11 protein-coding genes, 1 pseudogene and 1 riboswitch are annotated in these 12,236 nt (G+C 41.5%); of the genes and pseudogenes, 5 read left to right on the top strand and 7 right to left on the bottom strand.

The features are described 5' to 3' along the window. Positions 1-50 precede the first annotated feature (50 nt). Positions 51-160, bottom strand: a riboswitch (SAM riboswitch). A gap of 165 nt (positions 161-325) precedes the next feature. After that, the gene (locus BN1067_RS08700) at positions 326-1,561 is read left to right on the top strand and encodes a cation:proton antiporter (protein ID WP_053218479.1); all 1,236 of its coding nucleotides are present in this window, start codon (positions 326-328) and stop codon (positions 1,559-1,561) included. A 138-nt stretch (positions 1,562-1,699) separates the two neighbouring features. On the opposite strand, the pseudogene BN1067_RS20165 reads toward BN1067_RS08700, so the two are convergent. Together BN1067_RS20165 and BN1067_RS08685 are read right to left on the bottom strand one after the other, a co-directional pair. After that, positions 1,700-2,056 (bottom strand): annotated as a pseudogene (locus BN1067_RS20165) (IS5/IS1182 family transposase); the annotation flags it as partial. Between the two features lie 461 nt (positions 2,057-2,517). Then, complete coding sequence (locus BN1067_RS08685) at positions 2,518-2,934, bottom strand: hypothetical protein (protein WP_199868494.1); 417 nt, start codon at positions 2,932-2,934, stop codon at positions 2,518-2,520. 276 nt (positions 2,935-3,210) lie between these two features. Between BN1067_RS08685 and BN1067_RS08680 the strand changes: the two genes are divergently transcribed. From BN1067_RS08680 to BN1067_RS08670, 3 genes are read left to right on the top strand one after another with little or no spacing between them, the layout of a single operon-like run. Continuing rightward, positions 3,211-5,325: a BglG family transcription antiterminator gene (locus BN1067_RS08680; protein WP_053218476.1), complete on the top strand. Its 2,115-nt coding sequence runs from the start codon at positions 3,211-3,213 to the stop codon at positions 5,323-5,325. Between the two features lie 16 nt (positions 5,326-5,341). Beyond that, the gene (locus tag BN1067_RS08675; RefSeq protein WP_053218475.1) at positions 5,342-5,617 is read left to right on the top strand and encodes a PTS sugar transporter subunit IIB; all 276 of its coding nucleotides are present in this window, start codon (positions 5,342-5,344) and stop codon (positions 5,615-5,617) included. Positions 5,618-5,619: 2 nt separating this feature from the next. Next, the gene (locus BN1067_RS08670) at positions 5,620-7,002 is read left to right on the top strand and encodes a PTS ascorbate transporter subunit IIC (protein ID WP_053218474.1); all 1,383 of its coding nucleotides are present in this window, start codon (positions 5,620-5,622) and stop codon (positions 7,000-7,002) included. An 83-nt stretch (positions 7,003-7,085) separates the two neighbouring features. Here the strand turns inward: BN1067_RS08670 and BN1067_RS08665 are convergent, their stop codons facing one another. The 5 genes from BN1067_RS08665 to BN1067_RS20410 form a co-directional block, all read right to left on the bottom strand. After that, positions 7,086-7,829, bottom strand: a complete 744-nt coding sequence (locus tag BN1067_RS08665; RefSeq protein ID WP_053218473.1) for a hypothetical protein — start codon at positions 7,827-7,829, stop codon at positions 7,086-7,088. Positions 7,830-8,004: 175 nt separating this feature from the next. Continuing rightward, positions 8,005-8,814 (bottom strand): LCP family glycopolymer transferase, encoded by an 810-nt coding sequence (locus BN1067_RS08660; RefSeq protein WP_456119733.1) that lies wholly within the window; start codon positions 8,812-8,814, stop codon positions 8,005-8,007. A 358-nt stretch (positions 8,815-9,172) separates the two neighbouring features. Then, positions 9,173-10,129: an LCP family glycopolymer transferase gene (locus BN1067_RS08655; protein WP_407701359.1), complete on the bottom strand. Its 957-nt coding sequence runs from the start codon at positions 10,127-10,129 to the stop codon at positions 9,173-9,175. Positions 10,130-10,348: 219 nt separating this feature from the next. Beyond that, positions 10,349-10,732 (bottom strand): hypothetical protein, encoded by a 384-nt coding sequence (locus BN1067_RS08650; RefSeq protein WP_053218470.1) that lies wholly within the window; start codon positions 10,730-10,732, stop codon positions 10,349-10,351. Positions 10,733-10,763: 31 nt separating this feature from the next. Next, a complete protein-coding gene (locus BN1067_RS20410) occupies positions 10,764-10,892 on the bottom strand; it encodes a hypothetical protein (protein ID WP_267893602.1) in 129 nt (42 codons plus the stop codon). Positions 10,893-10,984: 92 nt separating this feature from the next. Between BN1067_RS20410 and BN1067_RS08645 the strand changes: the two genes are divergently transcribed. Next, complete coding sequence (locus BN1067_RS08645) at positions 10,985-12,205, top strand: dicarboxylate/amino acid:cation symporter (RefSeq protein WP_053218535.1); 1,221 nt, start codon at positions 10,985-10,987, stop codon at positions 12,203-12,205. Positions 12,206-12,236: the final 31 nt, after the last annotated feature.

The following is a 12,236-nucleotide window of genomic DNA, read 5'->3' as shown; positions in this document are numbered from 1 at the left end:
CCCTCTTTTCTGCATCATGAGAAAAGAGGGCTTTTGTCGTCCTATATCCGCTCTTATCTCCCAAGACTTAATCTTGGCTGGAATTAGCACCTTTCTGACCTTAAGTCAGAGGTTGCTGAAGCTTCACAGGGCCAGTTCCCTCAGCTTCTCTGGATAAGAATTTTTAATTTGACATTTATCATAATCCCCAATGCCTTTACCTGTCAACTATTTTTTTCAAAAATCGGAATTATTCAACTTGTTGTAAAGCTTTATGATACTACATAGGTTTAACCTTAAAACTTTTGAGAAACATAAAGATATACTTAATTCAGGAGGAGACATTATGCATGAATTTAATGAGGTTTTTATCCAAATCCTTATCCTGCTCGCTATCTCGATCACTATCATCGGTATTGCCAAAAGAATCGGGCAACCATATACGATTGCCCTTGTCTTAGTTGGTTTGGTTTTGGGAATCATCAACGTCCATATTCCGCTTATTGACGAAGCAGAAGCGTTTATTACCCAATCAGAAGTGTTTCAGGCAATCATTATTTCTTTATTTCTGCCGATTTTACTGGGAGATGCAACGTTGAAACTGCCATTCGAACACTTATACCGCCATAAAGGCGCCGTTCTTGGAATGGCCTTCGGAGGAACCTTTCTTTCTTTTTTGGTCATTGGATTATCGACCCATTACTTCATCGGACTTCCGATAGCCGTGGCATTTACGTTCGCAGCACTGATGAGTGCCACAGATCCGATAAGTGTCGTGTCTATCTTTAAGTCGTTAGGCGTTTCGGAAAAGTTATCAACGGTGATGGAAGGAGAATCGCTATTTAATGACGGCATAGCAGTCGTACTCTTCAAAATTTCATCGATATACTTGCTAACCTACATCGAATTAGGCTGGGAAGGACTTGGCAGCGGCGTTCTGTTATTTCTTCAATTCAGCCTGGGCGGCGTTTTAGTCGGTGTCATTCTTGGCTTCCTCTTTTCCCAAATCATCCGCTTTTTTGATGACTATCCATTTGAAATAGCTTTATCAGCAATCTTGTTTTTCGGCAGCTATTTCATCGCGGAGCACTTGCAGGTTTCCGGGGTAATAGCAGTTGTAGCGGGAGGATTTATGTTCGCTGACTACGGCGGAAAAATCGGTATGTCGGACAAAACAAGGGTCACAATCAATACTTTCTGGGATGTGATCACCCTTGTTGCAAATTCGATCATCTTCCTGCTCATCGGACTGGAAATTCGCAATATCGATTTCAATAATCAGTGGGATATCATTGCGTTTGCGATCGTTCTCGTCATTTTCGGGAGAATCATCGCCCTGTATATCAGCACCCTTCCGGTAAAAGAATTGAACCGGAAAGAACGCATCCTGCTGAATTGGGGCGGACTACGCGGAAGCTTGTCAATAGCACTCGCTCTCAGCCTTCCCATGGATTTTGCCGGACGAGACACCGTCCTTTTATTAACCTTTTCGGTTGTATTATTTTCACTGATTGTGCAAGGGTTAACCATTAAACCGTTGATCAAAAAGCTTGGCTTATCAAGCCCCAAATCCAATGAATAAAAACAGCAGGGCAATTCGAGGCCACTGAAAAACTGAAGTTTTATGATAGATTTTAAAAAAGCGTTCAGTGGGAAATTAAATTCCACATTGAACGCTTTTTGTCTAATTTTTAGATGTTTGTGCCCTCTATTCCTTCGTTCATTTTACGTTTGCCGTGAGAATCGCCATCGCACCTTGAATGCGCATGCCTTCGAGACCCGAAGATGAGGCGACCTCATATCCGTGTCTATGCTTCCATTCGCTATTTTTAGCTTCAATCCTATATCGTTTATATCGTTCCTTCGCCCTTTCTTTAAAGGTATCACTGTTTTGAAAGATGAGTTGATCGATATGTTCAGCCGAACAAACGTACAAGCCAGCGTCTTTATTAAATTCAAATTCTTCTTCTTTCTTACAATATCCATGAGAAACCGAAGGGTTCAACTTAGAAATGAATTCGATCTTGTGTTCTTTGGCATAGTTAATATTTCCTTTTGCCGAATAAGCTGTATCTCCAAATTCCTGTCCTTCAGTTCGTCATAAACAAAGGAAAAATCGATAAGCTCATTGATTTCCCGAAGAAGATGGGCCTTAGGGACCACCATATTGTAGAGGCCTTCATACTGAGTTAAACGCATGGATAATTGACGGTTTCTAGCATCGAATTCCTCCCTTTAATGTGTTCCTTTCATTGGACAAGAAAAAAGAGTTGATTTTCTTTTTAAATCAAAGAAAAATCAACTCTTTTTAGATATGCCTTGGTAATACCATGATGAGCGAGCGGTGGTGACGCCTGCGGGAACAGCGCGAGCCGAAGATCCACTTGGACAAGTGGTCTCCTTGACCAAGTTAGCTGTGGCCGTGCCCGCGGCAAGCATCCACCGACAAGCGATTCACGGAATCAACAACGAGCGTTGACAGCCACTTTAGATTAAAAGGACTTTTTCAGTGGCCTCGGGCAATTTACCCTGCTGTTTTTATTTGTCCGTATTGATTTCTATTACCCTATTTACGAAGGAGACAAATGACTCATCGTCAAAAGCAAATTCCTCTAAGTCCTTTCGGTATATCTGGAGAACAATCGAGTCAAAACCTTGATCATTTTGGGTTAGCTGAAAATGAGAAGTCCTTGCATGGGACACTTCTTCCCGATGAGGCAGTTTGATGTCTTGTTTCATTTCTTTCAAGGGAATCGATTCTGATGGCACATGAAAATCAATCCTTAAACGGTTTTCTCCCGCATGTATTTTCCCGAATCGCTTTGAATGACGCTTCCATGGCAACTTTGCCATCGTCTCAACTGCATAGTCGTGTTTCTCCCGGTTGATTAGTTTCACTTCACATTTCCCGCTGCCTTCCAGTAAAGTAATCAATTCATTCATTTTTTTATACATCTGATCCATCCTTTCCAACCGTTTCCACCTAGTTAAACTATTCCCAATCCAAATTAGTTTTACCCGCTCCTTTCCCCATTGTTTTCGAGACGAAACGATTATCAGAAGACTCCGATCCATATCGTTTAATTTTGCACAGTAAATGTGTACCAAAATAGCAACGCCTCTTCTCTTTCCATTTGAATCAAACCCTCTATAATAATAAGTAAGTCAGCTGACAGCTTTTAATTTTTGCACTTAAAAATGAAGAATTCGTAGTCGATTGGGGATCCTCATATGACATTAGACGCACGGAGTTCGTATATTTTAAACCGTTTTGTCCATTCAGACGGTTATTTAACCGTAAAGTCTATTACAAGCTTATTGAACATTTCTAGAAGAACCTTTTATTACGATTTAAAAAAAATCAATCAATTTCTATCGGATCACGGGCTGCAAGAAATCCAGCAAAAGAAAAAACTGGGCTATTACTTAAAGGAAGAAGATAAAACAAAGGTACCTGACTTTATCCAATTAATGAACCATACCCAGTATTTTTTCGACAAACAAGTTCGTATCATGATGATGGCAGTTCAGTTGCTATCTTCCGATCACTCCCTTTTTCTAGAAGACTTTCAATCCTTCACCAAGGTTAGCAAAGGGACTGCATCCCTTGATCTGAAGGCACTTAAAAACAATTGGGAAAAATTCAATCTCGAGGTTTACTTTGACAGAAGAAATGGCTATTCTGTTGTCGGCAGTGAAACAAATAAACGGCAGGCATTGGGTCATTATGTCACGCAATTAGTGACTAATAAGAAAAGGGAAAACATTTTGGAAGAATTGAATACAACTTTATTCCCGCACATGAAAGAACTGCCGTATTTCAACGAACAGCGCCTTCGTCAAGTAAAGGATGTAATCGTTTCCAACGAGAGGGAACTGGGAGTGGAATTAACCGATGACACACTAGAACAGCTTACTTTACAATTTGTCATCTTGATTCAGCGAATTCGAGAAGGATTTTTTGTCCAGGTAGAAAGCTATGAAAAAGAGGCACTTAAGCGAACGAACGAGTTTCGAACAGCCCGAAAAATTGTAGATCAATTAAGTATCCTGGAAGATGTTGGATTCCCGGAAGATGAATGGTATTTTATCACGATGAATCTTCTTGGTTCGAGGGTGAATAACGCAGACTTCGAAGCTCAAAAAACGGAAGAGATGATGGACTTAAAAAAGGCTATCCATCATATGGTAAATGATTTTCAAAAGTATGCTTGTATCCTTTTTCAAAACCAGAACGAGCTGGAATCCACTCTGTTCAAACATTTGAAGCCAGCTTACTACCGCATCAAATATAATGTCGATTTGACAGATGAATGGAGCAGCACAATCCAAACAAGGTATCCGGAAATCTATAAGCTTACTTCAAGGACTGTTTCTCATCTAGAAGCAATCCTCCATAAACCAGTATCGGAACAGGAAATTGCTTATATCGCCATTCATTTAGGCGGGTGGTTAAAAAAAGAAGGCAAAAAACCAGCATCAAGAAAGCGGGCACTGATCGTCTGCCAAAATGGTATTGGGACATCCAATATGCTGCGGATCCAACTGGAAGAGTTATTATCAACTATCGATATCATAGAGTGTGTTTCATTACGGCAATTCTATCAAACAAACAGGGAAGTCGATATCATATTTTCGACCACCCCTATCAAATCAGCTTCCATACCGGTTATTTTAGTACAACCGATTTTAACAGAAACCGAAAAAGAAGCGCTTTTGAAGCAGTATAATTTCCTGTTTGGCAATTCTCCAGTAACCAACAGAGTATCGTTGGACAGCATTCTTCGGATAATCCAGAAGCATACCAAGATCCTTGATGAAACAGCATTGGTTCGTGATTTGTCCAACTACCTCCCTGTAGAAACAACCGATATGTTAAAGGAGCGCAGCAAACCTATGTTAAAAGATTTATTGACAGAGGATATGATAAGTTTCACCGAGGAAGTGGATAGTTGGGAACAGGCTATCCAAATAGCTTCCGAACCACTTCTATCCGGTAATTACATTACACGCAATTATATTGATGCCATGATTCATGATATCAAGACACTCGGACCTTATGTAGTGATTGCGCCGGGAATAGCTATCCCACATTCCAGGCCGGAACACGGTGTAAATAAAGTAGGTATCAGCCTTTTAAAAGTTTCTGACGGTGTTTCCTTTTCCAATCAGGAAAAGCATCAAGCCAACTTAATTTTTGTATTGGCAGCAATTGATAACGAAACCCATTTAAAGGCATTATCACAGCTGACAAATCTGCTGGGAGAAGAAAAAAATATCAAACGGATGGTAGAGACAAGTAATAAACAAGAAATACTAGATTTAGTCGATTACTATTCACAATAAAAAGGAGATGGAGAAAATGAAAAAAATATTGGTTGTTTGTGGAAATGGATTGGGAAGCAGTTTTATCGTAGAGATGAACGTCAAGCAAATTTTAGCTGAACTTGGTATGGAAGCGGAGGTTTCCCATACCGATTTAACTACCAGTAAAACGGAGCAGGCGGATTATTACTTAGGATCGGAAGACATCGTAAACAGTTTAGACGATGGCACAAGGAATGTTATCAAATTAAATAATTTAATGGACAAACAAGAATTACGCACGGCTATTGAAACCAATATCGAGGAGGCGTAGTTATGGTCGATTTAATGATGAATGATATACTCGGCACTCCTGCGATCCTGGTCGGATTATTCGCCTTTTTCGGATTGCTCCTGCAAAGAAAGCAAATCGCCGATGTCATTTCAGGAACATTAAAAACGATTATGGGGTTTGTGATTCTGGATATAGGTGCTGGAGCGATAACTGGTTCCTTGGGCAACTTCAGCAGTATGTTTGATTCGGCGTTTGAATTATCCGGTGTCATTCCCAACAATGAAGCGATTGTGGCTTTAGCACAGGATGCTTTTGGAACCGAGACAGCAATGATCATGTTGTTTGGTATGATTGTGAACATCGTCCTTGCTCGCTTCACTCCTTTTAAATATATTTTTCTGACTGGACACCATACGATGTTCATGGCTTGTCTGATAGCTGTTATTTTGTCGACGGGTGGCATCGAAGGAATGACATTAATCCTAACTGGCTCGATTATACTTGGATCCCTTATGGTGTTAATGCCAGCTATGCTCCAACCGTTCACACGCAAAATCACTGGTTCTAATGATTTTGCCGTTGGACATTTTGGTTCCTTCGGTTATCTGGCTGCCGGTGCTGTCGGAAGACTTGTTGGAAAGGAATCGAAGTCTACAGAAGAGCTCAAAGTTCCTAAATCATTAGGTTTTCTTCGTGATACGTCTGTTTCTGTCTCCCTAACGATGGCTATTTTATTTTTTGTCGTAGCACTATTTGCAGGCCCAACGTTCATTGAAGCAGAATTAAGCGACGGCACTAATTTTTTAGTGTTCGCATTCTTACAATCCATTACCTTTGCTGCTGGTGTTTATGTCATTTTGGCAGGTGTGCGGATGATCCTTTCTGAAATCGTACCGGCATTCAAAGGAATCGCTGACAAAGTGGTACCAAATGCAATCCCGGCTCTGGATTGTCCAGCCGTTTTCCCATTTGCAAATAACGCTGTAGTGATTGGATTTGTTTTCAGCTTCCTGGCGGGTCTTATTAGTATGTTTTTACTGCCGCTTTTAGGACTGAGAGTTATTGTGCCCGGTTTAGTCCCCCATTTTTTCACTGGAGCCGCTGCAGGTGTCTTTGGAAATGCAACCGGAGGTCGCAAGGGCGCAATTTTCGGTTCCATGGCAAATGGGTTGATCATCAGCTTTCTTCCCGCGATATTACTGCCTGTGCTCGGTTCACTCGGTTTTGAAGGAACCACGTTTGGAGACGCTGATTTCGGTGTCATAGGCGTTACATTGGGATATCCAATTCAGTTATTTACCTCTCCTCTTCTTTTTGTAGGTGCTCTCGTCATCCTTCTTGCTGGATTCTTTATCGTAAGTATAGCAAGAAGCCGAAGCAAACATGCTACTCCAATAGAGGAGCAGCAATCCAAATCCGTCTAATAAATTGCCCCCGACAGAATAGAGGCTTTGAACAAGCGAAAATTCTGTCGGGGGGCTTTATTAAGCAGCTTTCTGTTTTATCGCTATTCTTCGTTATTATGTGGTAAGGCAGGGGATACCTCTTGGTCTGCTTCTTTCTTTTCATCCTTATCCGCTTGATTTGAATCTTCTATGCTTTCCGCTTGATCTTCATCGCTTACTTCCTCTTCCTCTTTTTGTCCATCCTTTTCGGCTGTGCTTTCCTCTATATCAGGAGACGCACTCTCCTTCTTAGAATCAGTATCAGTCGGCTCTGGCGTTTTGTTTTTTGAGCTTTTCCCGCCATTCTTTCCATCTGTCGTCGACGTAGATTCATTCCCTTGAACAGACCCGCTCGATGAATCCTCTGAAGATGGTGAATTTGACGTCGTCTTCCCTGAAGAAGCAGAGGAAACGGGTTCCTGTTTAGATGAAAATCGGGAAATCGGCGATTCGCCTTGTCCAGATTGGTCACCTTCCTGCTCTGCGGAGGCCTCTGTCGTCCATGATTCTTCTTCCTTAGAAGTCCCTTCAATCTCCAAGGAATCTCCAAGTTCCTGTTCATCTGAATCGCTTCCGCTTGTCAGCATATAATGAGGGATTTCTGAACTGTTTCGGAGTACTGCTGAATAAAGCTGTTTTGGCTGATGGATGCCGGCCGACAATTGTGCTCTGGAGGATTCCGAAGGCTGATTAAAAACGGTTTTTCCTTCTAAAAAGCTTTTTCCAATGAAAAATCCGCCAGCTCCCATAGCGATAACTAAAATAATTGTCGAAATGATTGCTACTGCTTCTTTGTTAAACTGCATGAAATTCCCCCAATGTCATTTTCGGCTAACCATTCGCCAGAATATGTAAATATAGAAGCAACCCTAACCCGGTATGCTTTACAAAAAGGAATTGCAGGATTATACGGATGGACCTTTACAAGGAAGCAAAGCCCAGGAGCTTAATTCTTTCGCTGCCCGGGCTTTTACTGATCTATTAAGATTTTGCTTTTTTTATCATGTTATGCACTTTTTGAATTTCGTCGTCGGAAACTACCAAATAGTAAATGTCCTGACCGCTTGAATTCGTAATATATGTGCTTTCACCCTCCATTTGATAGCTGACAAAGTTTTTCCTAGTGTCACGATAGTTCATCATCAGGTTTTTCATATCAGTGAAATCCATGTTGGTTTCCATATTGTTTCCTAGTACATCGATCATATCATCGATTTTGTTAACAGAAGCAACGCTTGCACCTTTATCAACAACTGCCTGGAACACCTGCCGTTGTCGCCCAGTTCTGGCGAAATCACTATCAAAATGACGCATTCTGACAAATCCCATTGTTTTTGCACCGTCTAATTCAATTTCGCCCTTTTTATAATGATAGCCTTTTTTGTAAAAGCCCTCATCAATCCAATCTGTCTTGTTGTCGACCGTAATACCGCCAACAGCGTCCACCATTTCAGACAAGCCTTCCATGTTCATTTTCACGTAATAATCAAGCTCGATATCAAGAAAATTTTCGACTGTATTAATCGACATGTCCGTACCGCCATACGCATACGCATGATTGATTTTATCCTCGAATCCTTTCCCGACAATTTCGGTACGGGTATCACGCGGAATACTAACCAGGTTCATGCTATCCTCTTTTGGGTCAAGCGACAAAACCATCAAAGCATCGGAACGACCGGCATCACCTGACCGTTCATCGACACCAAGGAGCAGAACATTCAACGGCTCGTTATCCTTTACCTTTTTCTTGCCGATTGACGTGTCGATCGATTCGACAGGCTGATGCATCTTCTCTTCCACCGTATTTTTCGCATTATTGTATATAGAAAAACCANTGGAGGATTCCGAAGGCTGATTAAAAACGGTTTTTCCTTCTAAAAAGCTTTTTCCAATGAAAAATCCGCCAGCTCCCATAGCGATAACTAAAATAATTGTCGAAATGATTGCTACTGCTTCTTTGTTAAACTGCATGAAATTCCCCCAATGTCATTTTCGGCTAACCATTCGCCAGAATATGTAAATATAGAAGCAACCCTAACCCGGTATGCTTTACAAAAAGGAATTGCAGGATTATACGGATGGACCTTTACAAGGAAGCAAAGCCCAGGAGCTTAATTCTTTCGCTGCCCGGGCTTTTACTGATCTATTAAGATTTTGCTTTTTTTATCATGTTATGCACTTTTTGAATTTCGTCGTCGGAAACTACCAAATAGTAAATGTCCTGACCGCTTGAATTCGTAATATATGTGCTTTCACCCTCCATTTGATAGCTGACAAAGTTTTTCCTAGTGTCACGATAGTTCATCATCAGGTTTTTCATATCAGTGAAATCCATGTTGGTTTCCATATTGTTTCCTAGTACATCGATCATATCATCGATTTTGTTAACAGAAGCAACGCTTGCACCTTTATCAACAACTGCCTGGAACACCTGCCGTTGTCGCCCAGTTCTGGCGAAATCACTATCAAAATGACGCATTCTGACAAATCCCATTGTTTTTGCACCGTCTAATTCAATTTCGCCCTTTTTATAATGATAGCCTTTTTTGTAAAAGCCCTCATCAATCCAATCTGTCTTGTTGTCGACCGTAATACCGCCAACAGCGTCCACCATTTCAGACAAGCCTTCCATGTTCATTTTCACGTAATAATCAAGCTCGATATCAAGAAAATTTTCGACTGTATTAATCGACATGTCCGTACCGCCATACGCATACGCATGATTGATTTTATCCTCGAATCCTTTCCCGACAATTTCGGTACGGGTATCACGCGGAATACTAACCAGGTTCATGCTATCCTCTTTTGGGTCAAGCGACAAAACCATCAAAGCATCGGAACGACCGGCATCACCTGACCGTTCATCGACACCAAGGAGCAGAACATTCAACGGCTCGTTATCCTTTACCTTTTTCTTGCCGATTGACGTGTCGATCGATTCGACAGGCTGATGCATCTTCTCTTCCACCGTATTTTTCGCATTATTGTATATAGAAAAACCATAAACACCAATACCGATTACAACTAGCGCAACAACCGCCAGTAAAATTTTCCACCAGCGCTTCGACTTTCCCGTTTTATTAGCCCTTCTACTTTCAGCCAAATAAATACACCCCATCTGTTATATGATAACGACTTTTATATCTTCAACTATTATACTATAATATTGTAAATTTTTGTCTACCATTAGCGAAAAATTTTAACCGGAACGTATTCATGAATGTAAGAAACAGCAGAACGCCATGCTCCACTTTTAGCGAGTTTTTATTTTTTCTTTTTAACAAAGAAATCCAGAGAAGCCGCAGCCTCTCTGGATTTTTGTTTAAGATCTTTCTATTTCTGATTGGTGACCATAACAGTCACTTTCTTTTAAAACATCCAATGCTTGGTGGTAATCTGTTTCTTCTACTTCAAAATGCAATAAATGTTTCAATGTTTCCGAATCGCCCTCTATTTTCCCTTGTTGGTCGAACAGAGGGGCAATCGGGCCGACGCTGCCACTCGTGCCAGTACCGGTATTCGCTGGAAAAAACGGCACGAGGACTTTCGTGTCTGTTCCTCGCGGTATTTCCTCAACCGAAACATTGCTGACCTTCAATGTTTGAAGCCGCGCACTTACTGCTTCTGCATCATTTTCATTCTTGAAATACGCATCGATTTGTTTCGCCAAAATTCTCACCCTTCCGCCCATTGTTACCGTTATCATTCCCTGTATCCCGGTCTTTAAACGAGCATTCCTATAAATTTTCGCTATGGCAAAGCTCCAGTAAAATATCAATCAGCTCGATTTTTCTATCAAAATCAGCCTCAAAATCTCCCCACAGTTCTTCCTGCTCCCTTTTATCCAATATTTTCAATAATCCCATGATTCATTCTATACTTTAGGTTTTGATTGCTAGAGTTTATAATATATAATTGGGGTTCTAAATCGAAAAGAGGAAGGAAGGTAGTCGTGCGAATAAAATTCAATCTCATTACACAAATCTTCATAGCGTTCATCCTCGCTATTATTCTAGGGATTATTTTCAAAGAATCAATCGCAGTTATTGCGCCGCTGGGTGATTTATTTTTACGGTTGATTAAATTTATCATTGCCCCGCTTATTTTATCCACCCTGGTTGTCGGTGTTGCCAGCAGCGGCGATCCGAAGCAGCTGGGAAGAATCGGATTAAAAACCGTTCTTTACTATCTGTTGACGACCGCCATTGCCATCATTATCGGCTTAGCAGTGGCTTTTATGCTGTCACCGGGAAAAGGAGTCGATGTTTCGCTTTCGGAAAGTGCCCCTGCCACTGAGGCGCAGGAATCCCAAGGTGTTATCGATACCTTCTTGAACATCATTCCGGAAAATCCATTCGAAGCACTGGCTAGCGGCAACATCCTGCAAATTATCTTCTTTGCTCTGTTTATCGGACTGGCCATCACGTTTGTTGGAGAGAAGGCGCAGCCTGTTTATCGATTTTTTGATGGGTTCGCAGAAGTAATGTATAAAATCACCTCCATCATTATGTATGTGGCACCGATCGGAATTTTGGGACTAGTGGCCCCAGTGATTGGAGAATATGGTTTGTCGGTTCTTCTCCCGCTTCTGAAGGTCATCCTAGCTGCAGTAATTGCCTGTATTTTGCATGCCGGAATTGTCTATTCTTCAGCAGTCCGGATATACGGAAAAATTAACCCCATTACCTTTTTCAAAGGCATTACACCGGCCGCATTAGTGGCCTTCAGTACGGCTAGTTCTGCCGGGACGTTGCCGATTACATTGAAAAATACCCATGAAAATCTTGGAGTTCCTAAAAAAATCAGCAGTTTTGTACTTCCATTGGGAGCAACGATCAATATGGATGGAACTGCCATATACCAAGGAACCGCCGTTGTTTTCATCGCCCAATTTTATGGGCTTGATCTCTCATTCGTCCAATTGCTTACAGTAGTCATCACGACTGTGCTTGCTTCTATTGGTACCGCTGGTGTTCCGGGAGCTGGATTGATTATGCTGACCATGGTATTAAGCTCCGTCAATATGCCATTGGAAGGTATTGCTTTAATTGCCGGAGTCGACCGAATTCTGGATATGTTCCGGACGACCTTGAATGTTGTAGGAGACGCATCCGCAACAGTCGTTATCTCCGGATCCGAAAAAGAATTACCTGAAGAAGGAAATGCGGAAGCGACTTGATCGCCCCTACATGAATAAAATCCCTGCCGGT

Source organism: Virgibacillus senegalensis (assembly GCF_000821245.2).
GTDB lineage: Bacteria > Bacillota > Bacilli > Bacillales > Amphibacillaceae > Sediminibacillus > Sediminibacillus senegalensis.
This window is presented reverse-complemented; position numbering and strand designations above follow the sequence as displayed.

Excerpts from the sequence above, each read along its gene's own strand:
- BN1067_RS08700 (WP_053218479.1), top strand. The coding sequence starts at position 326 with ATGCATGAATTTAATGAGGTTTTTATCCAAATCCTTATCCTGCTCGCT.
- BN1067_RS08685 (WP_199868494.1), bottom strand. The coding sequence starts at position 2,934 with ATGTATAAAAAAATGAATGAATTGATTACTTTACTGGAAGGCAGCGGG.
- BN1067_RS08680 (WP_053218476.1), top strand. The coding sequence starts at position 3,211 with ATGACATTAGACGCACGGAGTTCGTATATTTTAAACCGTTTTGTCCAT.
- BN1067_RS08675 (WP_053218475.1), top strand. The coding sequence starts at position 5,342 with ATGAAAAAAATATTGGTTGTTTGTGGAAATGGATTGGGAAGCAGTTTT.
- BN1067_RS08670 (WP_053218474.1), top strand. The coding sequence starts at position 5,620 with ATGGTCGATTTAATGATGAATGATATACTCGGCACTCCTGCGATCCTG.
- BN1067_RS08665 (WP_053218473.1), bottom strand. The coding sequence starts at position 7,829 with ATGCAGTTTAACAAAGAAGCAGTAGCAATCATTTCGACAATTATTTTA.
- BN1067_RS08660 (WP_456119733.1), bottom strand. The coding sequence starts at position 8,814 with ATGCATCAGCCTGTCGAATCGATCGACACGTCAATCGGCAAGAAAAAG.
- BN1067_RS08650 (WP_053218470.1), bottom strand. The coding sequence starts at position 10,732 with ATGATAACGGTAACAATGGGCGGAAGGGTGAGAATTTTGGCGAAACAA.
- BN1067_RS20410 (WP_267893602.1), bottom strand. The coding sequence starts at position 10,892 with ATGGGATTATTGAAAATATTGGATAAAAGGGAGCAGGAAGAACTGTGG.